General features: G+C 63.5%; 21 protein-coding genes and 1 riboswitch. Of the genes, 14 read left to right on the top strand and 7 right to left on the bottom strand.

Annotation, left to right across the window (positions count from 1 at the left end; translation table 11 throughout):
• Positions 1-124: 124 nt before the first annotated feature.
• Positions 125-853 (bottom strand): septal ring lytic transglycosylase RlpA family protein, encoded by a 729-nt coding sequence (locus tag G7Y54_RS06880; protein ID WP_165078556.1) that lies wholly within the window; start codon positions 851-853, stop codon positions 125-127.
• 569 nt (positions 854-1422) lie between these two features.
• Between G7Y54_RS06880 and G7Y54_RS06875 the strand changes: the two genes are divergently transcribed.
• The 6 genes from G7Y54_RS06875 (at position 1423) to eno (ending at position 7511) form a co-directional block, all read left to right on the top strand.
• Entirely contained in the window at positions 1423-1968 is a 546-nt protein-coding gene (locus G7Y54_RS06875; RefSeq protein ID WP_165078555.1) for a cyclin-dependent kinase inhibitor 3 family protein, read from the top strand.
• Between the two features lie 71 nt (positions 1969-2039).
• The gene (locus tag G7Y54_RS06870; RefSeq protein WP_165078554.1) at positions 2040-2861 is read left to right on the top strand and encodes a hypothetical protein; all 822 of its coding nucleotides are present in this window, start codon (positions 2040-2042) and stop codon (positions 2859-2861) included.
• Positions 2862-3041: 180 nt separating this feature from the next.
• Positions 3042-3854, top strand: coding sequence for a hypothetical protein (locus G7Y54_RS06865; protein ID WP_165078553.1), 813 nt, complete (start codon positions 3042-3044; stop codon positions 3852-3854).
• Between the two features lie 157 nt (positions 3855-4011).
• Positions 4012-5319, top strand: a complete 1308-nt coding sequence (locus G7Y54_RS06860; RefSeq protein WP_165078552.1) for an RsmB/NOP family class I SAM-dependent RNA methyltransferase — start codon at positions 4012-4014, stop codon at positions 5317-5319.
• A gap of 69 nt (positions 5320-5388) precedes the next feature.
• Complete coding sequence (locus G7Y54_RS06855) at positions 5389-6213, top strand: type III pantothenate kinase (protein WP_165078551.1); 825 nt, start codon at positions 5389-5391, stop codon at positions 6211-6213.
• A gap of 2 nt (positions 6214-6215) precedes the next feature.
• Complete coding sequence (gene eno, locus G7Y54_RS06850; protein ID WP_165078550.1) at positions 6216-7511, top strand: phosphopyruvate hydratase; 1296 nt, start codon at positions 6216-6218, stop codon at positions 7509-7511.
• Between the two features lie 188 nt (positions 7512-7699).
• On the opposite strand, the gene G7Y54_RS06845 is transcribed toward eno, so the two are convergent.
• A complete protein-coding gene (locus G7Y54_RS06845; protein WP_165078549.1) occupies positions 7700-7966 on the bottom strand; it encodes an RNA-binding protein in 267 nt (88 codons plus the stop codon).
• 392 nt (positions 7967-8358) lie between these two features.
• On the opposite strand from G7Y54_RS06845, the gene G7Y54_RS06840 reads away from it, so the two are divergent.
• Positions 8359-9321, top strand: coding sequence for a spidroin-2 (locus tag G7Y54_RS06840; RefSeq protein ID WP_165078548.1), 963 nt, complete (start codon positions 8359-8361; stop codon positions 9319-9321).
• 14 nt (positions 9322-9335) lie between these two features.
• Positions 9336-9902, top strand: coding sequence for a protoporphyrinogen oxidase (locus G7Y54_RS06835; RefSeq protein WP_165078547.1), 567 nt, complete (start codon positions 9336-9338; stop codon positions 9900-9902).
• A 351-nt stretch (positions 9903-10253) separates the two neighbouring features.
• On the opposite strand, the gene thiC is transcribed toward G7Y54_RS06835, so the two are convergent.
• Together thiC and G7Y54_RS06825 are read right to left on the bottom strand one after the other, a co-directional pair.
• Positions 10254-11549, bottom strand: coding sequence for a phosphomethylpyrimidine synthase ThiC (gene thiC, locus G7Y54_RS06830; RefSeq protein WP_165078546.1), 1296 nt, complete (start codon positions 11547-11549; stop codon positions 10254-10256).
• A 51-nt stretch (positions 11550-11600) separates the two neighbouring features.
• Positions 11601-11729, bottom strand: a riboswitch (TPP riboswitch).
• A gap of 38 nt (positions 11730-11767) precedes the next feature.
• Positions 11768-12577 carry a YgjP-like metallopeptidase domain-containing protein gene (locus G7Y54_RS06825; RefSeq protein WP_241159402.1) on the bottom strand — a complete coding sequence of 270 codons (810 nt, stop codon included), beginning with the start codon at positions 12575-12577 and terminating at the stop codon, positions 11768-11770.
• 171 nt (positions 12578-12748) lie between these two features.
• Here G7Y54_RS06825 and G7Y54_RS06820 point away from each other — a divergent pair, with 171 nt between their 5' ends.
• The gene (locus tag G7Y54_RS06820) at positions 12749-13213 is read left to right on the top strand and encodes a FlxA-like family protein (protein WP_165078544.1); all 465 of its coding nucleotides are present in this window, start codon (positions 12749-12751) and stop codon (positions 13211-13213) included.
• 142 nt (positions 13214-13355) lie between these two features.
• On the top strand, positions 13356-13931 hold the full coding sequence (gene rbr, locus G7Y54_RS06815) for a rubrerythrin (protein ID WP_165078543.1): 576 nt from the start codon (positions 13356-13358) through the stop codon (positions 13929-13931).
• A gap of 355 nt (positions 13932-14286) precedes the next feature.
• Here the strand turns inward: rbr and G7Y54_RS06810 are convergent, their stop codons facing one another.
• On the bottom strand, positions 14287-15150 hold the full coding sequence (locus tag G7Y54_RS06810) for a neutral zinc metallopeptidase (RefSeq protein ID WP_165078542.1): 864 nt from the start codon (positions 15148-15150) through the stop codon (positions 14287-14289).
• A 169-nt stretch (positions 15151-15319) separates the two neighbouring features.
• Between G7Y54_RS06810 and G7Y54_RS06805 the strand changes: the two genes are divergently transcribed.
• From G7Y54_RS06805 to purN, 3 genes are read left to right on the top strand one after another with little or no spacing between them, the layout of a single operon-like run.
• Positions 15320-16825 (top strand): leucyl aminopeptidase, encoded by a 1506-nt coding sequence (locus G7Y54_RS06805; protein WP_165078541.1) that lies wholly within the window; start codon positions 15320-15322, stop codon positions 16823-16825.
• Positions 16825-18351, top strand: coding sequence for a uroporphyrinogen-III C-methyltransferase (gene cobA, locus G7Y54_RS06800; RefSeq protein WP_165078677.1), 1527 nt, complete (start codon positions 16825-16827; stop codon positions 18349-18351). The genes G7Y54_RS06805 and cobA overlap by 1 nt, the downstream gene beginning before the upstream one ends.
• A gap of 11 nt (positions 18352-18362) precedes the next feature.
• A complete protein-coding gene (purN, locus tag G7Y54_RS06795; RefSeq protein WP_165078540.1) occupies positions 18363-19037 on the top strand; it encodes a phosphoribosylglycinamide formyltransferase in 675 nt (224 codons plus the stop codon).
• A 123-nt stretch (positions 19038-19160) separates the two neighbouring features.
• Here purN and G7Y54_RS06790 read toward each other — a convergent pair whose 3' ends face one another.
• Positions 19161-20378: an MvaI/BcnI family restriction endonuclease gene (locus G7Y54_RS06790; protein ID WP_165078539.1), complete on the bottom strand. Its 1218-nt coding sequence runs from the start codon at positions 20376-20378 to the stop codon at positions 19161-19163.
• Between the two features lie 151 nt (positions 20379-20529).
• Positions 20530-20892 carry a helix-turn-helix transcriptional regulator gene (locus tag G7Y54_RS12635; RefSeq protein WP_241159401.1) on the bottom strand — a complete coding sequence of 121 codons (363 nt, stop codon included), beginning with the start codon at positions 20890-20892 and terminating at the stop codon, positions 20530-20532.
• Between the two features lie 834 nt (positions 20893-21726).
• On the opposite strand from G7Y54_RS12635, the gene dcm reads away from it, so the two are divergent.
• Positions 21727-23289, top strand: a complete 1563-nt coding sequence (gene dcm / locus G7Y54_RS06775) for a DNA (cytosine-5-)-methyltransferase (RefSeq protein WP_165078537.1) — start codon at positions 21727-21729, stop codon at positions 23287-23289.
• Positions 23290-23517: the final 228 nt, after the last annotated feature.

The raw sequence follows: 23517 nt of genomic DNA, 5'->3' as shown, positions 1-23517 counted from the left end.
CCCGGGCGCGCCGCGACTCTACCCGAAGGCGCGGCAAAAGGCCACCGCCCCGGCAGGCGCCGGAACAGTGGCCTTGGCTGAATTTTTCTTTATGCCCTGTATGAAGCTGACTGGGTGATGCGTGTCAGCGCGTGCTGTCCAACACCACCTCGGCTTCGGGGTGCGCCTGGCGCAGGGCCTCGTGCATGGCGGCTGCGTCGGCGAAAGCGCGGAAGGGGCCCACCTTGCTGGCGCCACCGTGGGCGCCGTAGCGGATAAAATAGGCCTGGTCCGCCTTGAGCGGGGTGCCGGTCTCGTCGCTCACCACCTCGAGGTCCACGCGGCCCACGCCGCGCTTGCCGAGGTTGATCTGCTGCGCCGCGGCATACGAGAGGTCGATGATCCGGCCGCGCACAAAGGGGCCGCGGTCGGTCACGCAGACCATGACGCTCTTGCCGTTGTCCTGGTCCGTGACCTTGACCACCGTGCCCATGGGCAGGGTGCGGTGCGCGGCCGTGAAGGTATACATATCGTAGGAAAGGCCGCTTGCGGTGGCCTTGTTGTGGAAGTCGGGGCCGTACCAGGATGCCTTGCCGGAAAGCAGGTCGCCCTGCTGGGCGCGCTGGAGCCAGAGGTCGCGGTCGTCAGCGCCCTTTTTCGCCACGGATTTGTGGCGGCTCTCTTTTTTCGCGCTCTTGGCGCCGTGTTTGCCCTTGGCGGCCTTGGCCGGTTTCTTCACGGCCTTGGCCTGCGCCTGGCTGACAGTTTTCCGGTTCTTGGCCTGGGCGGATGCCGCCTGAGCGGCGGAAGGGAGAGCGATGCACAGGCAGAGCGCGAGCGCCGTCCCGATGGAAAGCCAGCGAAGATACTTCATGACACTTCCTTGGTTGGCGTTATGAGGCTGCGCGGAGGGAACCCGCGCGGGCCGCGCCCGCGGCCCTGACCCCCCGGAATTTCGCTGGCGGGCCCAGCGCCTCTGCGCGCCGGCTGCGCCTTTTCGGGAGGATGCCTTTTCCTCGTCACTTGAACCATAACCCGGCAAAAGAAGCGGTGTCAAACCGGCGGCGACGCCGCTGCTTACTTGAACATACTGGATTTACAGAATATTTTTCTTTCACACTCCTGCCACCAACCCGCCCATTCCCTTGGCGGGCATGGGCTTGCCCGGGATTTGCGTAAAAAAGTGAAGAAACTGGCGGCCGACGGGCTGCGAAAAATTTTTCTCCTGTATTTTCGGCTACTAAGCGAAAAAATTTCTGGAATTCCTAAATTTCTTCCGTTTCGGGGCCCCTTTTCCCAGCCTCTTTGCTAGGATGAGTTTGTTTCCGTCAAAGAAGGGACCGCGTGGGGGACAACTCCATATGGGAGCAGGGCCGGCCCCGTGAGCGCGCGGCCCCCGATTCGCGCCCCCAGCGTAACCCGCTGCCACAAAAAGGAGGATGCATGCCCCAGCAAAACAGCCTCTTGCGCATCACTTCCCCGGCCTCGTGCCCGCAACTCGGCCTCTCCATCTGCCCGGGCAAGGTCGACCCGTGGGCCTATTCAGGCCCCTGCGCCCGCAACCTCGGCGAGGACGTGGAAACCGTCCGCCAATGGGGGGCCGCGCACATCGTCACCCTGCTCGAGCCGGACGAGCTTGAGTATTTGCAGGTCACGGGCCTCGGCGAGGAAGTCCGCAAGGCGGGCATGGCCTGGCATCACTGGCCGGTGATGGACGGCAGCGCCCTGCGCACGCGGCATGGCGCGCGGGCCGACCCGTGGCGGGAGGAATGCGCGCTCCTGCTCCGGGCCCTCGAGCGCGGGGAAAAAATCTTCATCCACTGCCGCGGCGGCCTCGGCAGGACGGGCACCCTTGCCGCGCGCCTGCTCATGGGGCGCGGACTTGAGCCGGAGGCCGCCATCCGCGAGGTGCGCGCCGCGCGCCCGGGGGCCATCGAGACAGAAGAGCAGGAGGACTATCTGCGCCACAAGGCGTGGCTGGGCAGGTGAGCCTGCGCGCGTGGTGAAGGGCTGGAGAGAGGAGCGAACCCACAACCGTGCCCCGGCACAAGGGAGACCTGATGAACGGGAAGAACGCGGAACTGAAGAAGGTCTGTGAAGAGATCTTCAAGGACATGGAGCAAAAAAATACCCGGCTGGGGGAAAAAAGCTACGGCTTCCATTTCACCTACAGCCCGGAGAAAAGCTGGCGCCCCGACACGCGGGTCCTGCTGCTGACGCTCAACCCGCAGTCCTGGGACGCGCGGGAGAGGCGGCACAAGACGATCCTTCCGTCCTCTCCGTGGCCGAAAGACAATGACTATCTCGACAGGGAAAATATCTTTCCCCTCAAGAACGACATCCTCACCATCCTCGCAGAAATCGGCCGCTCCCGCACGGGCCGGAAACTTGCAGCAAGCTGCGAGGATGCGGAGCTGAAGCAGTTCGTCGATGGCAACGTGGCGCTGGCGAGCTATGTGCCGTTCCGCACACCGTCCGGCAGCCCGAAAGACCTGCCTCGGGAAATGAAGCGTTTTGCAAAAGAACACTACTGGAACAGGATCCTGCCCGTGTGGCAGCCCGAACTGGTCATCGCCACCGGCACCTTCCCCTTTGACGGGATACGGGGTATCCTCTCGAAGCTGGCAGGACAAAAGGCCGCAGTGGAAGAAAGAAAGGTCAGCGGCTACCAGGCCCCGGGGACCGGCCCGCGCTGCCGGGGGACGTACCGGGCCTGCAAGTTCGCCTTTCCCTCCGGGAAACACACGCGGCTCCTCGGCGTGCCCCACCCCGCTGCCCGCTACGGCCTGTACGGCTTTCCCACCCGGGATGGGAGATACGGCGAGGGGAACGCGCCCATTCAAAAATTCCTGCGGGAGGAGCTGGAAAAAATCCCCTCTTGACGGTTCTTTCCGCCGCCTTTCCTGAAGACGGCGATGCGGCGGGCGCCCGCAGCGGGCCCGGTGAAAGCTGCGCCGCGCAAGGCCTGGAACGGAACACGGCGTCCGCGGCCATGGGGCCGGGACGCTCGCAACAGAAAAAAATTCTCCCCATAGCCGTGCCAAGTGCACAAAGGAGACTCGATGAACGACGCCAAAGAGCTGATTTCGTGCTGCTGGGACAGTTTCGAGGAAATGAAAAAATTTTACCAACAGCATCGGGAATCCTGCACAGGCTTCAATTTCAGCTACAGCCCGAAGAAAAGCTGGGACGCCATGCCCAGTGTGCTGCTGCTGACCTATCATCCGGCGCCGCACAAGAATGAAAGCCCTGAAAATCCGCAGCCGGCTCCCGACAGACCGTGGCCTGGGGACAATGAGCTTTTCAAGCCCGATCCTTGGCCGAATTCGCTTTTCCCGGTGCGGCTCCTGACCATGGCGGCGGAAATTGCCTTACGAAAAGAAGGTATCGACTACACAGCGTCCATGGATAACACGGCACTTGAAAAATTTGTCAATCACAACATGGTCGTTGCCAGCTTTATCCCTTTCCGTACTACGGAACCGAATAAAGAAGATATACATTTCTCAAAAGAACAGTACTGGGGCCAAATATTACGGATCTGGCAACCAAAAGTGATTCTTGCCGCAGGCGACAAGCCCTTTGCTTTTGTACAGGATGTCCTCAAGGGTCTTGGATTCGCTGCCCCCCAGGAACAGCTCATACCCGTCAATACATTTCCCTCAGACGCAATTCATGGCCCATGCACCATGGATTACAAATATAGAGTATGCAGGTGTACAGGCCAGCATCGACATCCCATTCATCTCCTTGGTGTCCCCAGTCCGAGCGCTCGCGGTTTCTGCGGCTATCCCCGGAGAAGCCGGCCTTTCCCCAAGGGGCCGGCGCCCATACAGGAATTCCTGAAAACGGAGTTGGAGCACATCGACATCTGACGGCCTTCCACTGGCAGCCCGGGAGGAAATGCCTCCAATCTTCTGCAAATCCCAGGCATTAACGCCAAAGTACAACGAGTTAACGGCCCGGGGACATCGTTTGGTGTGCCCCGGGCCTCCCGCTGACTTTCGGCCGCTTCCCGGCTATGCTCGCGCCATGGCCGCCCCACACTCCGAAGCCCCGGGCCGCTCCTTCCGGCTTGTCTGCGAGCCCAGCGCCATCCCCCGGGTGGAGGCGCTGTTGCGCGCGCAGGGCTATGCCTTCGAGCCCGAGCCCTTTTCGCCCTTCTGCCGGCGCCTTCTGGCCGAGCCCGTGCCGCTCGGCCGCTCGCTGGCGGCCTTTTTCGGCTACATCTACATCCAGGACCGCTCCTCCATGCTGCCGCCGCTGGCGCTCGCGCCCGGGGCCGGCGCCGCCGCGCTCGACATGTGCGCGAGCCCGGGCAGCAAGAGCGGCTTTCTCGCGCAGCTCGTGGGCGAGGGCGGCTTCGTGCTCGCCAACGAGCCCAATACGGCGAGGCTCGCCACCCTGCGCGCCAACTTGCAGGCCTGCAACCTTATCCAGGCGGCCACCTGCGCCTTCCCGGGCGAGCGGCTGCCCCTGCGCCCGGGCTCGTGGGGCCGCATCCTCCTCGACCCGCCCTGTTCCGGCTGGGGCACGGCGGAGAAGCACCCGGCAACCCTCAAGCTCTGGCGCGAGGACAAGGTGGGCCCGCTCGTGAGCCTCCAGCGGCGGCTCCTCCGGCAGGCCGCCACCCTGCTCGCCCCGGGCGGCCGCCTGCTCTACTCCACCTGCACCACCAACGAGGCGGAAAACGAGGCCCAGGTGCGCTTCGCCGAAGACGAGCTGGGCCTTCTCCGCGTGCCGCTCGCGCCCTTTCCCGGCTTCACCTTTGAGGAGCTGCCCGGCGGCGAGGGCACCCTGCGCGTGGACGGCGCCCGCTCCGGCGCCCAGGGCTTCTACCTCGCCCTGTTGCGCGCGCCCGAAGACGGGCCCGCGCGGGAGGCGCCCCCGCCCGCTGCACAACCGCCGGCCCGGCGGCGACCGGCCGCGCCCGGCGTGCCCGTCCCCCCCATGGCCCTCGCCGGCCCCTGCTGCGACCCGGGGCTCCTGCCCGCGGGCTCTGTGCTCGACTTCGGCGGCACGGCGCGCTTTGTGCCCGGGGCCGCGCCTGCCTTGCTGCCGCCCGGCTTCGGCTGGCAGGCCGCGCCGCTCGGCCGCATGGACGGCGCCGGAGCCTTCGCGCCCGCCCCGCGCCTGCGCCGCCTTGTACCCGGCGGTCCCGGCGGGGAGCCCGGCGCACAGTCCCTCGTGCTGGAGGAGGTGGCCGAGGTGGAGGCCCTGCTGCAGGGCCGCGCCCTCCAGACCGGCCTTGCCGGCCGCGAGGCCGCGCTCTGGTGGCGCGACCTCCCGCTCGGCTGCATCGGGCTGCGCCAAGGCCGGGCGCTCGCCGCGTTCCGCTAGGCGGCCGCGCTTGCCTGTGCCCGGAGAATCCGGCATACTGTCCCCGCGCTGAAGGCGGCGGAGGTATCCATGCGGGCGGCACTTCTCCTGTTCGATGTGGGCAATACGTCCATCAAGGTGGGCATGGCCGACGAGAGCCATGTGCTCGCCGCCTACACCCTCCCCGCCGCCACGGGCCAGACGGCCGACAGCCTCGGGCTCACCCTGCTCTCCCTGCTCGGGCATGCGGGCGTGGCGCGGGCCTCGCTTGCGGCCTGCGTGGCCTCCTCGGTGGTGCCGGCGCTCGACCCGCTGCTCGCCGAGGCCGTGGCCCGCTTTGTGGGCTGCCCGCTCCTGCGGGCCGTGGACGATCTCCCGGTGCCGCTCGAAAACCGCTACGAGCGCCCGGCCGAAGTGGGCGCCGACCGCCTGGTGGCGGCCTATGCGGCCAGGCGCCAGTTTCCCGAAGCGGCGTCCCTCGTGGTGGCCGATTTCGGCACCGCCCTCACCCTCGACTGCGTGAGCGGCGAGGCCTACCTTGGCGGGCTCATCTTTCCCGGGCCCGCCACGGCCATGGCCGCGCTCTCGAGCCACGCCGCCAAGCTCCCGCCGGTGAGCATGGACGTGAGCGCCGAGGAGCCCACCCCGGGCCGCGACACGGTGACGAGCATCCGCCACGGGCTTTTCTTCGGCTATGTGAGCATCAGCGAGGGCCTTTGCGGCCGCCTCGGGCGGCAGATGCCCGGCCCGGTGACGACGGTCGCCACAGGGGGCTTCGCCGCCGCCATCGCCCAGGCGAGCCCGGTATTTGACGCGGTTTTGCCGCAGCTCCTCCTCGAGGGGCTGAGGCGCCTTTACTATGAAGATCAGGCGTGTGACGCCAGCAAATCCGGCCCGGCCGGCAAAAAGGAGTAGCCATGAGCACCATTGTCTCCGTCCATGGCCGCGAGATTCTTGACTCGCGCGGCAATCCCACCGTGGAAGTGGAAGTTTCCCTGGAGTCGGGCATCAACGCCCGCGCGGCCGTGCCCTCGGGCGCGTCCACCGGCAGCCGCGAAGCGCTCGAAATGCGCGACGGCGACAAGAAACGCTATGGCGGCAAGGGCGTCACCCGCGCCGTCGAGCACGTGAACAACGAGATCGCCCAGGCCCTCGTGGGCATGGACGCCCTGCGCCAGGTGCAGGTCGACAACACCCTCATCGACCTCGACGGCACGGACAACAAGTCCCGCCTCGGCGCCAACGCCATGCTCGGCGCCTCCATGGCCTGCGCGCGCGCCGCGGCCACCTTCCTCGGCCTGCCGCTCTACAAGTACATCGGCGGCATCAACGCCAAGGTCCTGCCCGCGCCCATGATGAACATCATCAACGGCGGCGCCCACGCGCCCAACAATCTCGACATCCAGGAATTCATGATCATGCCGCTCGGCGCCATGAGCTTCCGCGACTCGCTGCGCATGGGCGCGGAGATTTTCCACACGCTGGCCGCCATCCTCAAGGCCGACGGCCATGTGACCAGCGTGGGCGACGAGGGCGGCTTCGCCCCCAACCTCAAGAACCATGACGAGGCCTTCAGCTACATCATCCGCGCCATCGAGGAGGCCGGCTACAATCCCGGCGGCGAGGTGGCGCTGGCCATCGACGCGGCCTCGTCCGAGTTCTACAAGGACGGCAAGTACGTCTGCGAGGGCAAGAGCTTCACCAGCGCCGAGATGGCCGAATGGCTCGCCGAGTTCACGCGCAAGTACCCGCTCATCTCCATCGAGGACGGCATGGCCGAAAACGACTGGGACGGCTGGAGCCTTCTGACCTCCACCCTCGGCGAGAACGTGCAGCTCGTGGGCGACGACCTCTTCGTGACCAATCCCTCCATCCTCGCCGAGGGCATCGCCGCCGGGGTCGCCAACTCCATCCTCATCAAGCTGAACCAGATCGGCACCGTCACCGAGACCCTCGACACCATCGAGATGGCCAAGGAGGCGGCCTACACCACCGTTGTCTCCCACCGCTCGGGCGAGACGGAAGACAGCTTCATCGCCGACCTCGCCGTGGGCGTCAACGCCGGCCAGATCAAGACCGGCTCCCTCTCCCGCTCCGACCGCATGAGCAAGTACAACCAGCTTTTGCGCATCGAGGAGGAGCTGGGCGACGACGCCGAGTTCTTCGGCCCCATGCTGGCCGAATACTACGCCCTCGGGCACGGCGACGCCTAGGCGAAAGAAACGGGCAACGACAGCGAAACGCGGCGGGGCGCCAGCCCCGCCGCGTTTTTGCGCGCGGAGGACAGGGGGAGAAGCGTGGCGCGCCTTTTGGCGCGAGGGCGCAAAAAAGCCCCGGGGCTTGGCCTCCGGGGCGGAAAATCATGCGCGGCCCTCAGGGCTCGCGCGGCGCGTGTGCGCTTTTAGTAGCGGGGAGGACGCGGGGCCCGGGGTTTGGCTTCGTTGACGCGCAGGGTACGGCCCCCGAAGCTGACGTTATCCAGCGCTTCGATGGCGGCATCGGCGTCGCCGTCTTCCATTTCCACAAAGCCGAAGCCGCGGGCGCGGCCCGTTTCCCTGTCGCTGACGAGCTTGACGCTCAGGACATTGCCGTACTCGGAAAACAGATCCTGCACCTGCTCCTCGGTGGCCGACCAGGGAAGGTTCCCCACATAGATGGACTTGGACATGAAACACCCTCGCAAAAAACCAAAAATTTCCCGCGTTGCCACCCGGCAAAACATTTCGCCGGAACGCGGCCCGTTGCGAGGACAAGACCACGCTTTGCGGGGATTGTCAACGCCATGGCGCCAACAACTTGATATTTTATACCTTTTTTCGCCGCTTCCCTACAAAAAGAGTTGGATTTCAAAATGTGAAAAATCAGGCATTTATCCCGCGCAGCGGTACATAAAGCCCATGGGCCACAAAAAAGCCCGCAAAGAGGGAACAACGCGGTGTTCTCCAGTTTATGCTGCACCAGCGGTTGAGAGCTTTTCCTTAAGCCCGTCTGGAGCGCAGCAGAAGACGAGTCCCGGGGCGCCCCTTGCGCGCGCCGGGCGCCCGGGCTACAAGGGCTGGCATGACCCCCGACACGGCCCTGATCTTCTGGCACTGGGGCGCCAGCCTGCTCGGCATCGCGGCCAATGCCGCCGCCACGCTGCCCCTCATGGCGGCGCTCGCCCTCATCCTCGGGCGGCGCGGGCATGCCGCCTTCTGCCTTGGCGGGGGCGCATCCCTCGCCGGCCTCGGCCTTGCGCTTTCGGCCGCGTGGCCCACGCTCGTCATCGGCGACGCCCTCGCCCAGCTCTCCCAGGTGCCGGGCGCGCCGCTCGCGCGGCGCCTCGGCGCCTTTTTCACGCCGGCCGGCGCGGGCATCAGCCTGGGCGTGGCCCTGTGGTGCGGCGGCATCCTCTGCGCGTGGATCGGCCGGCGCGCCTGTCTGCGCAAGGGCGCCAGCCTGCCCCCGGGGACGGACAGCTACAGCGCCCGGGCCATCCGCCTGCCGCTTGCGGCGCTGTTCGCCGCCGCTGGCTGCGCGCTGGCGGCATTCGCGCTCCGCAACTGGCCTTTCGCCGGGCTGCCGCCCGGGATGGACTTCTCACGCGCGGCCGGCGCCGTGCTCAAGCATGCCTGCCGCGCCTATTTCACGGCCTTCAGCTCCGGCGGCGCCGTGGGGCTCATAGTGGCAGCCCTTGTGGCGCGCCGGGGCTGGCGCGCCGCCCCGCTCAGCGCCGCAGAGGCCGCTGGCGCCGTGCGCTGGTGCGCCGTGTGGGCCGTGGCCGGGGCCGTGCCGCAGCTCCTCGAGCGCTGGGGCGTGGCCTTGGGGCTCTTGCTGCGCAGGGGGAGCGCCCTCCCCGGCGAGACGCACGCGGCGCTCTTCCAGCTGGCGGCGCTCTGCCTGCTCACGCTCGCCGTCGCGGCGTGGGCGGCTATACTCGCGGCCCGCGCGCCGCTGGGGCGCCTTGCGCTGGCGCCGGCCGGCCTCGGGCTCCTCATCCTTTCCGCAAGCGCCCCGTGGGCGCTCCGCCTGCTTGTCACCTGAACCGTGGAGTGACCATGCCCAGAACCGCTTTTGCCGCCCTTCTGCTGCTGCTCCTGTTCAGCCTCCCCGGTGGGGCGGCTGCGCAAAACGCCGAAACGCCCGCCACACAGACCCCAGACACATCCGCGCAAGGCACACCGGGCGAGCGCAGCTTCAGCCGCTTCGCCGCGCAGCTCCCCCCGGGGTGGGACGGCGAGGAACGCACGGGCTTCAGCAGCGGCGCGCCCGAGGAATACATGCTCGTGCTCGGCGTGCAGGACGAGGCGGCCGAGCGCTTTCTCGCGCAGGTGAGCGTATTCGTGCTGCCCAACCGCAAGGGGAGCACGGCCCGGGACTTCGCGCGCGGGATGGCCGAACTTCAGGGCGACGCCACGGAACCGCGCGAGGAGGGCCGCTTCTGGATCTTCGAGGGCGAGCCGCGCACCCAGGCCCTGCGCGGGCGCGCCACCACCCGCGTCGCCGCCACGCCGGAGCGCCTGCTCATCCTCATCACGCAGGACCCGGAAAATCTCGGTGGCAAAGAGGTCGCGGCCAGCCTGCGCGGCCTGGACGACGAGACGCGCGCCCTGCTCGGCCGCTGACAGCTCATAAGGTTGAAGTATACTGGGCAGTTGAGGGATATTCCTTAAATCCGTCTGGAGCGAAGCGGAAGACGGGTGCTCGTGCCGGAAGAATCCTAAAAAATAAGATTTTTTGCTGCTGGCAAGGAAGATAAAAATTTCCGAAGGGAGTGTACTTAAGTACTCGACCGAGGAAATTTTTCTCTGACGCGGCCAGCAGCAAAAAGGCTGTTTTTGACGGATAATTTCGGCATTACAGATGCAGCACAGGCACACCGCCAACTCAAAAGTATAACAAAGCCGCTCATACAGCAGCGGCCGCCGCGCCTGTACGGGACGCAGCGGCCGCCAGTTTCGGAGATTTCCCTCTGCTTAGCCCTTCTTGGCCTTGGTCTCCCGCAACATCTTGACCGCGCAGAACTTGCCGCACATGGCGCAGACCTCCTCGCCCTTGTGCGGCTCGCGCCGCTTGGCGAGCTGTTCCGGGTCGATGGCGGCTTTCGCCATGCCGTCCCAGTCCAGCGCCCTGCGCGCCGCGTTCATGGCCTTTTCGCGCGCCACGGCGCCCGGCCGCCCCAGCGCCACCTCGCCCACCTGCGCGGCCACGCGCGAGGCCATGACCCCGGCGGCCACATCCGCGGCATCGGGCAGGGTCAGGTGCTCGGCCGGCGTGAGGTAGCAGAGGAAATCCACCCCGGCCTCCACGCCGAGCGCGCCGCCGATGGCCCCGGCGATGTGGTCGTAGCCGGGCGCGCTGTCGCAGCAGAGCGGCCCCAGCACATAGAGCGGCGCCCCGTGGGTGAGGCGCTTGATGCCCTCTATCTGCGTGCGCACCTGGTTGAGCGGCACATGGCCCGGCCCCTCGATCATGCACTGCACGCCGCGCTCGAGCGCGCGCCTCGCGAGGACGCCGAGGTTGATGACCTCCTCCCACTGGGCCGCGTCGCCCGCGTCCGCGCCGGCGCCGGGCCGCAGGCCGTCGCCCAGCGAGAGCACGAGATTGTGCTTGAGGCTGATGTCGATGAGGCGGTCGAACTCTTCCAGCAGCGGGTTTTCCCGGTCATTTTCCAGCATCCAGCGCGCCAGCATGGAGCCGCCGCGCGAGACGATGCCCATCTCGCGGCCGCCCGCCACGGCAAGCTCGGCCCCGCGCCGCGAGAGCCCGCAATGCACGGTGACAAAGTCCACGCCCTGCCGGGCCTGTTTCTCGATTTCCGCGAAGAGGTCGTCCGGCTTCATGGAGGCGATGTCGCGCCCGGCGTCGAGGAGCTGCTGGCCCACCGCGTACATGGGCACCGTGCCGAGCGGCAGCTGCCACGCGGCGAGCATTTCCCGCCGGATGGCGTCGAGGTCGCCCGCGATGGAGAGGTCCATGATGGTGTCGGCGCCGGCCCTGGCCGCGGCGGCGATCTTGGCGCGCTCGGTCTCCATGCAGGAGCTCAAGGGCGAGGTGCCGAGATTGGCGTTGACCTTCACCCGCGCGGGCTGGCCCACGAGGATGGGCCGAAGCCCCGGGTGGGCGGGATTGCCCAAAAAGGCCATGGTGCCCGCGTCCAGCGCCTCGAGGATGAGGGCCGTATCAAGGGCCTCCTCGCGGGCGAGCATGGCGAGATGCCGCTCGCACAGCCCGGCCAGCGCCGCGTTTTTGGATAACAGAGTTGATGCCATGATGCCTCCGGCGATTGCGACGCAGGGCGCAAAAAAAGACCGGAACCTGCGGGAATCCGGTCTGCGCTTCCCTCCGGCAGTGCGAACTGCGTCAGGTTCACAGGGTCTGGGGCATGTCCCCACTCTCAGCCGCCTTGCCAGCGCCACGCGCGGGCCTGTTCGGCTCCCCTAGCTCGGGCGTTTATAGCGGTTTGCGTGCGGCCTGTAAAGGGAGGGCGTCAGCCGCGCGGGGGCGCGTCCTGCGGCAGGGCCCAGAAGGGGAGCTCGCGCCAGGCGCGGGAAAGCCCGCGCTCGAGCCGGGCCCAGTCGGGCGAGACGCGCGCGAGCTCGGCGCGGTAGGCCGGGGAATGATCCATGTGGCGCAGGTGGCAGAGCTCGTGGAAACAGAGGTGATCGAGCAGCGGCGGGGGGAGGAGGAGCGCGCGCCAGTTGAGCTGGATATGGGGCTCGGTCGCGCCGCCGCGCCCGCGTGAGCAGCTTCCCCAGCGGGAGCGCTGGTCGCGCACCGAGACCGCCGGCGGCGCGAAACCATGCGCCCGCGCCAGCGCCTCCACATGCGGCGGCAAGAGACGGTTCGCCTCGGCCCGGCACCAGCGGCCGAGGGCCTGCGCGCCAAGGGCGAGGTCGTCGGTGGCGCCGAAGAGGCGCAGATCTTCCCCAAGTTCCAGCAGGAGCACGCGGCGGCTTCCCGCGCCCAGACGCACGAGGGACGCGGCCCCGGCGCTGGCCGCGCGGCCGGCGGCGAAATCTCCGCCGGCGACCACCGAAAGCTCCCGGCCGGCCAGCGGCAGCGCGATCTTCTCGGGCAGCGCGGGCTTGGGGCGCGAGGCGGCGAAGCGCGGCCAGGCGCGCTCAAGCCAGGGGAGGAAGTCGGGCACCAGCGCCCGCGCGCGGGCGAGCGGCCACGCGGCCGGGATGACGAGCGAAAGCGCGCCCCGGGGCGAGAGGGACAGCCGCGGGCGGCGGCTTTTGGCCGAGCGGCGCACCGTTGCCGTGAGCACTTCGCCGCTCGCGAGCACAAAGGGCACGTTTTCTTCCGCTTTCGGGGCTGGGGCAACCATGCCGCCATGCTGCCACAGGCGCGGGTTCCGGTAAAGCGCGGCAACGCGCTCCCTGCAAACGGCACGATTCCTGCTTCTTCCCTGCCTACGACACGCCGGACGGGCAATTCCTGCCGGGCCAGCCATCGGGAGAAAAGCATGGAAATCAGCGGAGCCTACAGTTCAAACGCCCTCTGGAACCTCGACGCCGTGAGCGCGGTGGACGGGGAAAGAAGTTCCACGAGCCGCGGCTCGCGCTCAGGCTCCGGCGACACGGCGGAAATTTCCGACGAGGCGAAGCGCCTCTACTCCGAAATGATCCACAAATACGACCAGCCTTCCTCCACCAGCGCCTCGCAGGACGGCGGCGATGACGGCCAGTCCGGCGGTGAAGGCGCGCCCGCCGGGGGCGGAGGCGGCGCGGGTGGGGCTTCCTCCTCGTCGGGCAATGATGCCGAAAGCATCCGCAAGCAGATCCAGGCCCTGAAAAGCCAGCTCATGAGCCTGACCTCCAACCTCACGGGCGGCGCGGCGGACGCGGGCGTGACCGGCAAGATCGACGCCCTCCAGTCCCAGATAGCGGCCCTGGAGGCACAGCTCAACGAAATGGAGCAGGCGGGCTAGCGGCTTCGCCGCCCTCCTTTCGCCCGCAACGCGAACCCGTTTGACAGAAACGCCGCTGCTGCGCTAGGGTAGCTTCAATGTGGCGCGGAAACTCCGCCGCCGAAGCACTACAACCTGGCCAGCCAGCTGACCGGAGGTTCGCATGAAGTCGCTCAAGGGCTCCCAGACCGAAAAAAATATCCTCATCGCCTTTTCCGGCGAGTCCCAGGCCCGCAACCGCTACACCTTCTACGCCTCGCAGGCCAAGAAGGAAGGCTTCCACTTTGTGAGCAAGATCTTTGAGGAGACGGCCTACCAGGAAAAGGAACACGCCGAGCGCCTGTTCAAGCTGCTCGAGGGCGGCCAGCTCGAGATTTCCGGCACCTTCCCGGCCGGCGTCATCGCCGACACCTATTCCAACCTGATCGAGTCCGCGGCGGGCGAGCATGAGGAATACACCAAGATGTATCCCGACTTCGCCACCATCGCCGAGAACGAAGGCTTCTACGCGGTCTCCACGGCCATGCGCAACATCCTCATCGCGGAAAACTACCACGAGAAGCGCTTCCTCGACCTCGCCAACAAGATCAAGACCAACACCATGTTCTCCAATCCCGAGCCCACGGTGTGGCGCTGCCTCAACTGCGGCTGCATCGTGGAAGGCAAGGACGCCCCGGACGTGTGCCCGGCCTGTCTGCATCCCAAGGGCTGGTTCGTGCGCCTGGACATCAAGTTCTAGGGCCTGCATTTCCTGATACAAAACCCCCCGCTTGCTCCTCACGGAACGGCGGGGGTTTTTGCTTGGATCTCGAGAAAAGGCAGTCTGCCCTACGCCGTGGCAGTGTTAATTCCTTAATTCCGTCTGGAGCGTAGCGACAGACGGGGGCTGGTGCCGGAAGAATCCAAAAAATAAGATTTTTTGGTGCTTGCAAGGAAGATAAAAATTTTCGCAGGGAGTGTACTTAAGTACTCGACCAAGAAAATTTTTCTCTGACGCAGCAAGCACCAAAAAGGCTGTTTTTGACGGATAATTTCGGCATTGCGCACGCCGCACTCCCCCTCAGTCAGGCGGCGGGGAACAGCCCGCCGCTTCCCTAATCTATCCCTTTAAACGTATTGCACTGGCCCGGGTCGCCGCTGTCAAAGCCGCGCCGGAACCAGGCGAGCCGCTGCGCCGAGGTGCCGTGGGTGAAGCTGTCCGGCACCACGCGGCCCATGCTCTGCCGCTGGAGGCGGTCGTCGCCGATGGCGCTCGCCGTGTTGAGCGCTTCCTCGAGGTCGCCGGACTCGAGGATGCCCTGCTCCTCCATATACCTGCCCCAGACGCCCGCAAAGCAGTCGGCCTGAAGCTCCATCATCACCGAGAGCCGGTTGGCCGCAGCCTGCGACGCCCCGGACTGCTGGCGGCGCACCTCCTGGGCGATGCCGAGCTCGTTCTGCACATGGTGGCCCACCTCGTGCGCCAGCACATAGCCCAGGGCGAAGTCCCCGCCGCCGCCGAGTTTGCGCTCCATGTCGCCGTAAAAGGCGAGGTCGATGTAGACGTTCTGGTCGGCCGGGCAATAGAAGGGCCCCATGGCGCTCTGGCCGTAGCCGCAGGCCGTGTCCGTGCTGTCGCTGAAGAGCACCAGCGTGGGCGGGTCGTAGCGCTTGCCCGAGGCGCGGAAGATCCTGTCCCAGGTGTCCTCGGTGCTCTTGAGCGTCACCGAGGCGAAGCGCGCGAGCTCGTCATCCCCTGAACGGGTCCCGGCCGGGCGCGGGGAGCTCACCTGGGCAACATCCCCGCCCAAGCCGCCCAGAAGCGGCGTTAGGTCATAGCCGTAATAGCCGGCCACCAGCACCACGAGCAGGAGGATGGCCCCCGCCTTGCCGCCGATGGGCATGCCCCGGAAGGCCATGGGCGACCTGCCGCGCCGGTCTTCCACGTGCGAGCTTTGCTGCTGATTTTGCCAGCGCATGCGCGTTCCTCCTGCTTGTGCCGCTGTCCGGCCGCCAAATCCTAGCCGGGGCGGCGCGAAAGCGCAAGCCGGCGCCCGCACCCTTGGCGGCGCCCTCGCTTGGCACCCCCCGGGCTTTTGTGTAGAGTCGTGCGTCGGCGCGCCGCTTCGCGCCCAAGGAGGGCTTGCCATGGAAGTGCGGTTTCAGAATCTCGGCCCCGAGCACTGGAAGGGTGACGTGCTCCTGGCCTTCGCCTGCGAAGGCGAGGAGCTGTTGCAGGAGCACCCGGAGCTCGACAAGGCCGCGCCCTGGCTCGCCGTGGCGCCCGCCATGCGTGACTTCAAGCCCAGGGAAGGGGCGCTGGCCCTGCTTCACGGCCACCCCGAGCTCGCCATCCCGCGCGTGCTCGCCATCGGCCTCGGCAAGCGCGAGGACGTGACGCCGGAGCGCATCCGCAAGGCCGTGGCCAGTGCCGTGCAGCGCTGCCGCGCCCTGGGGGTGACTTCCATCCTGTTGCCCGAGCCGCAGCTCGGGCGCCTGCCGGGCGGCCGGGAGCGCCTGGTGGAGGAATGCGTCTGCGCGGCGCTGCTCGCCCTCTACCGCTTCGACAGCCTGAAAAAGGCGCCCACGGACGAAAATCCAGCGCCGGAATGGCTGGCGCTGGGCTTTGACGGCGAGAGCGTGCCCGACGGCGGCCATGCCGCGGCGCGCCGGGGCGAGAGCGCGGCCTGGGCCGTATCTCTCGCGCGGGACCTCGCCAATATGCCGGGCAATCTCCTCTCGCCGGCGCTGCTGGCCGAGCGCGCCGCCAGCGTTGCCGAGGAAAGCGGCCTCGCCTGCGAGATTCTCGACGAGGACGCCCTGGCCCGCGAGGGGCTCGACTGCCTGCGCGCCGTGGGGCAGGGCTCCACGCGGCCGCCGCGCCTCGTCGTGCTCGAATACGCGCCCGCCGGCCACGAGCAGGAAAAGCCGCTCATCCTCGTGGGCAAGGGCATCACCTTTGATTCCGGGGGCCTGTGCCTCAAGCCCGCGGCCAACATGTACCAGATGAAGTGCGACATGAGCGGCGCCGCGGCCGTGCTCGCCGCCATGGCCGCGCTGGCCCGGGAGGGCGCGCCCCGCCGCGTGGTGGGCCTTCTCGCCTGCGCGGAGAACATGCCCGACGGCGGCGCCTTCCGGCCCGGGGATGTGGTGACGGCGGCCAATGGCGACAGCGTGGAGGTCATCAATACCGACGCCGAGGGGCGGCTCGCCCTTTGCGACGCGCTGGCCTGGGCGCAAAAGCGCTGGACGCCCGCGGCCATCGTGGACATCGCCACGCTCACCGGCGCCTGCGCCGTGGCGCTGGGCACAGGGCTCGCGGGCCTGTTCTGCGACGACGACGGCCTTGCCGAACGCCTGGCCGCCGCCGGGGCCGTGGCCGGGGAAAATTACTGGCGCCTCCCGCTCTGGCAGCCCTATGCGGAGCAGTTGAAAAGCGAAGTGGCGGACATCAAGCACACGGCCGGCCGCGAGGGCGGGGCCATCACGGCGGCGCTCTTCCTGCGCCACTTTGTGCGCGAGGGCGAACTGTGGGCGCATCTCGACATCGCCGGCGTGGACTGGAACGCCAGGACCACGCCGCTCTGCCCCGAGGGGGCCTCGGGCTTCGGGGCGCGCACCCTGCTCGAGCTTATGCGCGGGGGCATCCAGTGATGCTCGTCTACCTGCTCGGCGCCGGCCCCGGCGACCCGGGCCTGCTCACGCTCAAGGCCCGCGACGCGCTCGCCCGCGCGGATGTTGTCGTCTATGACGCGCTCGCCAATCCCGGGCTGCTGGACCACGCCCGGCCGGACGCCGAGCGCATCTACGTGGGGAAAATAGCGGACAAGCACGCCCTGCCCCAGCACGAGATCAACGCCCTTCTCGTGCGCAAGGCCAGGGAGGGCGGCGGCAAGGTGGTGGCGCGCCTCAAGGGGGGCGACCCCTACATCTTCGGGCGCGGCGGCGAGGAAGCCGAGGCGCTGGTGGCCGCGGGCGTGCCCTTTGAGGAGGTGCCCGGCGTGACGAGCGCCATCGCGGCCCCGGCCTATGCGGGCATCCCGCTCACGCACCGCGATTTCGCCTCTTCCGTGACCATCATCACCGGGCACGAAAGCCCCGACAAGCCGGGCTCGGTGCACAACTGGGAGGCGCTCGCCAAGAGCGCCTCGACCCTCGTCTTTGTCATGGGCATGAAGAACCTGCCCGACATCGCGGCCAACCTCATCAAGGCCGGCTTGGCGGCGGACACGCCGGCGGCCCTCGTCTATCGGGGCACCACCCCGCGCCAGCGCTCCCTCGTGGCGCCCCTGGGGGACTTGCCGCGCGAGGCCGTGGCCCAGTGCTTCAGCAATCCCTCGGTCATCGTGGTGGGCAAGGTGGCCGAGTTGCACGCGAGCCTGGACTGGTTCGGCAAGAAGCCCCTGCTCGGCCGCCGCGTGGTGGTGACACGCGCGCGGGAGCAGGCAAGCGGCCTCGCGGCGCGGCTCGCGGAGCTGGGGGCCGAGGTTATCCAGTTCCCCACCATCGAAATCAGCGAGCCCCAGACCTATGCCCCGCTGGACGCGGCCATCGCAGGGCTCGGCGGCTATGACTGGCTCATCTTCACCTCGGTCAACGGGGTGCGCCATTTCTGGAAGCGGCTTCAGGCCGCAGGGGGGGATAGCCGCGCGCTCGGGGGTCTGCGCGTGGCGGCCATCGGCCCGGCTACCGCCGAGGCGCTGGTGAGCCGGGGCATTATGGCGGACTTTGTGCCGCCCAAGTACCAGGCCGAGGACGTGGCCCAAGGGCTGAAAGCCGCTGCGGGCAAGGAGATCGCCGGCATGCGCTTCCTTTTGCCGCGCGCCCGCGAGGCGCGGGAGGTGCTGCCGGAGGAGCTGCGCAAGGCCGGCGCGGTGGTGGACGTGGTGGCCGCCTATGTGACCGTGCCCGCGGCCGGCCGCAAGGACGAGGTGCTCGGCCTGCTCGAGGGCGGCCAGCTCGATTGCGTGAGCTTCGGCTCCTCCTCCACGGTGGAGAATTTCCTCGCGCTCGTGCCCGGGGAACTGCTCCGGGCGCACCCGGAAACCGTGCTCGCGGCCATCGGCCCGGTTACGGCCCGCACCCTCGAGCGGCACGGACTCAAGGCCGCGGTGATGCCGCAGGACTACACCATCCCGGCCTTGGCGGACGCCATCGCCGCGCACTTCGACACCCCCTGAGCGGAGCCGCCATGCCCCTGAAAATCGCCATCCTCGCCTCGGGCAGCGGCACCAACGCTCAGGCCATGATCGACAAGGCCAGAGCCGGCGTGCTTGACGTGGACATCCGCCTTGTCGTGAGCAACCGCCCGGGAGCGGGCGTGCTCGAGCGCGCGGCAAAGGCCGGGGTGCCCAGCATGGTGCTGGACCATACGGAATACCCCGCCCGGGAGGCCCACGATGCGGCCATGGTGGAGGCCCTCAAGGCGAGCGGCGCCGAATACATCGTGCTCGCCGGCTATATGCGCATCCTCACCCCGGTCTTTCTGGAGGCCTTCGCCGGGCGCGTGCTCAATATCCACCCCGCGCTTTTGCCGAGCTTTCCCGGAGCGCATGGCGGCGCGGACGCGCTGGCCTACGGCGTCAAGCTTACGGGCTGCAGCGTGCATTTTGTGGAAGAGGAGATGGACGCGGGCCCGCTCATCATCCAGGCCGCGGTACCGGTCAATGCCGGCGAGCCGCTGGAAACGCTCATGCCGCGCATCCACGCGCTGGAGCACCGCATCTATCCCCAGGCCCTGCAATGGCTGGCAGAGGGCCGCATCCGCCGCGATGGCCGGCAGGTGTACCTTGCGCCGGGAAGCGCCAAACGCGTACGCCAAGACGGCGACTGGCTCGTCTGGCCCCCACTGGAAGAGGGGTTTTAGGGGCTGGCTGTTCCGGATGGGTACCTGTGGTGATGGCTCCACCACCACGGCTTCAAGGGACCCCTGTCGCTCTCAGCAGCCCCCGGGATGCGCCTCCGTGTCCGGGGCGCATGCTTGGCTACCCTAATTAATCGTGTATGCACTTACGCGTGGGAAAAGCAAGCCCCATGCGCGTCGTGCAATCTTGAATAGATAATTGTCTCCGTGTCCATCAGGCCTGCATAAGCTGAGGTCAATAACGATGTCGCCCTGGGCGAGCAGTACATCCATTTGAGAAATTACGGGAGACTTTGTATGGAGCACTTTCCTGCAACGGAAATATTCCCATCCACCTTCCTTTCGAGATTCCATTTCGAGCCAGAAGGTTTCATGATGCTTTTCTAGCACTCTTGCATGGAGCCTTTCCAGTCGCCACGCAACAACAGGCACAATACCCCGTTGAGGTGCTGAGTAGTTCAGCTCAAGGAGGCCCTGGGCAAGGTTCACAGCCAAGACCAATCCTTGGCGATTAGGCTGGATTGCAGTGACCCTCACCTGAAGCGTCTTCGCGGCATATCCTGGCTGAACATAGCCATATTCTTCAACTATGTCTCGACCACGCTTTAGGCGGCTGATATCCCAATCAGGGGCAAAGGAACGAAGAACCCCGGGCAGGTTAGGGCGCCTTGTTGTTTTTATCTCGATTCCTTTATAATCAGGTGCTTGGCTAGAATTCATGTGTATCCCAAGGAGGGACTCAACTGACCTGCCAACACCTGTATCAGCCACTACCTCAGCACGTTGCCAGCTTGACAATTTTTCTCGAATTATTCCCAGTAATTCATGACTCGTGGCATTCATCACACCAATAAAGCTATGAAGAAATTCCTTTATTGGATTTTGGCTGTGGGCGATACAACAAGCATGTATATCAATTTTTGTAATATTAATTACATATAAAGTATCTCCATAGACAATAATTAAGAGTATATCATTTGGAAGAGCGAACCCAGTTTTCCTTAAATTATGAAACCATATACGGGGATCCCCGTTCTTTGTACACGGGCGATATAGAGAGGCTTGCGTTTGTACCATCCCACATTCTGAAAGAAAGCAGGCAGGGAGAACCTTTTTTCCCGTAACTCCTTGGGGCTGCAAATCATAATCGTGTATTCCGCAAGCGTGAAGGTGGGTTCGTACAGGATGTGTTGCATCCAATATGGATTTGGTATAGCCCGTTTCTGTGATATGAATTGTCGAAAACTGGACTGCATGAGATACGAGATAATGCACATTTCTGGCTTCGAGCTCATTATAACAACGCATATGCCATGGCTTTGTTTCTTGATGACAAAACGACATAAAATCCTCCACTTTTGTTCAAGATGAATTAGATCGAAATTCATCAGGATTAATACGATGGATATTTATATCTTATACGCAATCCAATTTAAAAATACATATTATATTTTATTTTCTATATGAAAAAATACCCTATGTTTCTCCCAATCCACTAACGAACACCCTCATGGGGGGATAAAAGGGCACCAAGCTCCATATCAAGTGCATCCGCAATTCTTTTTGCGTTGCTTAGGGAAATACTGCGTTCAGCTCTCTCAATCATTCCTATATAGGTACGATTGAGTCCGGCCGTGGCCCCAAGGGCATCTTGAGAAAGACCCTTGGATTTCCTTGCTGCGCGGACATTCTTCCCAAATGTTCTCACAATGGCGTCTATTCTTGGCATCTTCGCGGCCTTTTCTAGTGAAAAGTAAATATCGTTTTTTTGCTTTTTCAACATACTAGTCGTGGCAATTAAGAAATTAATGGACGCCACCAGCTCAAAAAAATATTCTCCCCAATGCCTCCGGGGCATGGTAGTGCGGGCATTCAAATTTGGCTAGCCCAAACGGCTGCCCCAGCCCCGTTAAGCATGCCGCCCGATAAGGCAGGTTGGGAAAAATTACGTCTCGACAAGCAACTGTGAACTATTTTCTGCCTATTTCATGGTGGCTATCATGCTATCAAGAAATCACAAAAATTTTATATATATTTACACACATTTTATTTTTCATTAATTAAGAATTGTAGAGTCCAGTCAATATCCTACAAGCAGTACCCTCGACATAGTCAAGTAGTATTAGACATGCATAATGATAACCATCCACATATACATGGAATAATTAAATGCCAGATAACCTTAGCATAGAAAAACGTCACAAGGTGATGTCCTCTATATCATCAAAGGACACAACTCCAGAAAGAATTGTGCGAGAGTTCCTTTTCTCCAGAGGACTGCGCTTTAGGCTCCATTGCAGGAATCTCCCGGGCAGCCCCGATGTGGTCATCCCGCGCTTCAAGAGTATTGTCTTTGTTGATGGTTGCTTTTGGCATGGGCATGAGGGATGCAAATACTTTAGGTTTCCCAGAACCCATGCTATGTATTGGCGCGCCAAGATACTCCAAAACCGGGAACGGGACGTAAAAGTTGATGCATTACTCAAGGGAGCAGGCTGGAAAGTTTATCGCGTCTGGGAATGCGGAGTTACTGAGCCTGACCAGCGGTCCCGGACATTGGAGCGCCTATTCACAGGAATTATAAACTATAGGCTCGGTATGGACATAAGATAGGAAAAGACCTGCGCTGCCCCTGGACTTCCTCCCTACCTTGATTTATATTTATGCAATAGCAGTTGGCAAGGAGTCATGCATGAAACATATCGAACTATTTGCTGGGTGCGGTGGGCTTTGTCTAGGCCTAAAGAAGGCAGGTTTTGATTTGTTCTTCGCCAATGAACTTTCCCCTATGGCGGCAGAAACTTTTGCCTATAATCTTTTGGGTGAGGACCTTTCCGCGCCCGGGGGAAATACCCCACACACCATATGGATAAAAAGCTCCTTTCCTTCCGGCGACAAACGGAGATTGCGGGAGGACCCACGCACGTACCCTGACAACTGGGATAATTGTGGTATTTTGCCGGATGGGTCAAATATTTCGGGCAGCCTTCTCATTGGAAACATTAACTCGCTGCTTGAATGGCTAGAAGGCCACCCGCAAGTGGCACACACCCTGAGGAATACGGAGATTGACCTGATGGCTGGGGGGCCGCCATGTCAATCATTCAGCCTTGCAGGTCTTAGGGAAAAGAACAATGAAAAAAACCTCTTGCCATGGTCTTTTGCGAGATTGGCCGCAATCATTAGGCCCCAGACTATTCTACTTGAAAATGTGACGGGAATCCTGAGGCCATTTTCCGAAAACGGGGAAAAGTATTACGCATGGCTTGAGGTTTCCAAGGCTTTTGCCTCTATTGGGTATGTGCCCCTTCCGCTTCATGTTAATGCAAAATATGTAGGTGTTGCGCAAAACAGGCCTAGATTTATCCTTGTTGGAGTTCGCGAAGATATTTTTACCCAGCTAGCTGGCAACTTTAATCCTGCAGAACGCTTCCTGTTTAGGAGTTCCCAAGATTTTTACGCGTCTATTAAGAAAAATAGAAGCGTTACACTGAGTGACATAACGATCCACGATCTAAACAAGGAGGATCCCACATTATGGAACGCATTTCAAAATAGCTTCCTTTCTTCATTAGCAAAGCGTAAATCAAATTATGTTTCTGTAAAAGAGGCTATTGGCGACCTTGAAGAGATGCCCTCTAAAAATGACACCAAGTATGTAAAATATATAAATGAAACTTTCTCTGACTGCCTCGCCTTCCATCCACAACGCATAACTGGGCTAGAAAAAATTAATGTGACGCATCGGGTAATGAGGCGATACAGAATTTATCAAATACTTTCTAGCCAAAAAAAACTCGTCCAAAAGCAGGTTCAAGAAATTATTTCTGGAAAAAGAGAAAATTTGTCTCAAGAAGTATGGAACGATTTGTGCGGCTACAAGTTTCTCATGGAAGATGGTAATATGAACATGTTTTCAACAATAAATGAATTAGAGGATTTTATCAAGAATCATAAAACAAGAAAACAAGTCCAGAAAGCTCTTCTCCCAGAAGAACCTGCTCCAGCGGCCTTGTCCATCCCTGACGATGCCTGTCACTACAAGGAAATACGCACTTTGACAGTTAGAGAGATGGCAAGGATACAATCTTTCCCTGATTCATTCTGTTTTCGCTCCAAGACCACTACAGGTGGCCTCAACCGCCGCTATGAAGTCCCAATATATACGCAAATTGGCAACGCAGTTCCTGTCCTGCTGGCCTATGCGCTTGGGACCTGCATGAATACACTTCTTAAGCGCATAAACCATGGCTAGCCCCTTAATGCCTATCCATAGCAGCACAGTGATGGTGTACCGCCTATAAACGATGAGAGACTAAGCCAAGGATGCTGATGGGCGCCATACGTGGGTGGAAAACGCGCACGGGGAGGAATTTACTGGAGGGCTATGCGATAAGCCGCTGTTTTTGCGAATGCCACGGAACATCTGGACGGGAGGCAATAGGGACTGGATGCCACAAAAATGCGCATGAGGTTTCCCACA

Origin of the sequence: Desulfovibrio sp. ZJ746 (assembly GCF_011039155.1) — a bacterium.
Lineage (GTDB): Bacteria > Desulfobacterota > Desulfovibrionia > Desulfovibrionales > Desulfovibrionaceae > Desulfovibrio.
This window is presented reverse-complemented; position numbering and strand designations above follow the sequence as displayed.

Coding starts and splice junctions, on each gene's coding strand:
- G7Y54_RS06880 (WP_165078556.1), bottom strand. CDS start 853: ATGAAGTATCTTCGCTGGCTTTCCATCGGGACGGCGCTCGCGCTCTGC.
- G7Y54_RS06875 (WP_165078555.1), top strand. CDS start 1,423: ATGCCCCAGCAAAACAGCCTCTTGCGCATCACTTCCCCGGCCTCGTGC.
- G7Y54_RS06870 (WP_165078554.1), top strand. CDS start 2,040: ATGAACGGGAAGAACGCGGAACTGAAGAAGGTCTGTGAAGAGATCTTC.
- G7Y54_RS06865 (WP_165078553.1), top strand. CDS start 3,042: ATGAACGACGCCAAAGAGCTGATTTCGTGCTGCTGGGACAGTTTCGAG.
- G7Y54_RS06860 (WP_165078552.1), top strand. CDS start 4,012: ATGGCCGCCCCACACTCCGAAGCCCCGGGCCGCTCCTTCCGGCTTGTC.
- G7Y54_RS06855 (WP_165078551.1), top strand. CDS start 5,389: ATGCGGGCGGCACTTCTCCTGTTCGATGTGGGCAATACGTCCATCAAG.
- eno (WP_165078550.1), top strand. CDS start 6,216: ATGAGCACCATTGTCTCCGTCCATGGCCGCGAGATTCTTGACTCGCGC.
- G7Y54_RS06845 (WP_165078549.1), bottom strand. CDS start 7,966: ATGTCCAAGTCCATCTATGTGGGGAACCTTCCCTGGTCGGCCACCGAG.
- G7Y54_RS06840 (WP_165078548.1), top strand. CDS start 8,359: ATGACCCCCGACACGGCCCTGATCTTCTGGCACTGGGGCGCCAGCCTG.
- G7Y54_RS06835 (WP_165078547.1), top strand. CDS start 9,336: ATGCCCAGAACCGCTTTTGCCGCCCTTCTGCTGCTGCTCCTGTTCAGC.
- thiC (WP_165078546.1), bottom strand. CDS start 11,549: ATGGCATCAACTCTGTTATCCAAAAACGCGGCGCTGGCCGGGCTGTGC.
- G7Y54_RS06820 (WP_165078544.1), top strand. CDS start 12,749: ATGGAAATCAGCGGAGCCTACAGTTCAAACGCCCTCTGGAACCTCGAC.
- rbr (WP_165078543.1), top strand. CDS start 13,356: ATGAAGTCGCTCAAGGGCTCCCAGACCGAAAAAAATATCCTCATCGCC.
- G7Y54_RS06810 (WP_165078542.1), bottom strand. CDS start 15,150: ATGCGCTGGCAAAATCAGCAGCAAAGCTCGCACGTGGAAGACCGGCGC.
- G7Y54_RS06805 (WP_165078541.1), top strand. CDS start 15,320: ATGGAAGTGCGGTTTCAGAATCTCGGCCCCGAGCACTGGAAGGGTGAC.
- cobA (WP_165078677.1), top strand. CDS start 16,825: ATGCTCGTCTACCTGCTCGGCGCCGGCCCCGGCGACCCGGGCCTGCTC.
- purN (WP_165078540.1), top strand. CDS start 18,363: ATGCCCCTGAAAATCGCCATCCTCGCCTCGGGCAGCGGCACCAACGCT.
- G7Y54_RS06790 (WP_165078539.1), bottom strand. CDS start 20,378: ATGTCGTTTTGTCATCAAGAAACAAAGCCATGGCATATGCGTTGTTAT.
- G7Y54_RS12635 (WP_241159401.1), bottom strand. CDS start 20,892: ATGCCCCGGAGGCATTGGGGAGAATATTTTTTTGAGCTGGTGGCGTCC.
- dcm (WP_165078537.1), top strand. CDS start 21,727: ATGAAACATATCGAACTATTTGCTGGGTGCGGTGGGCTTTGTCTAGGC.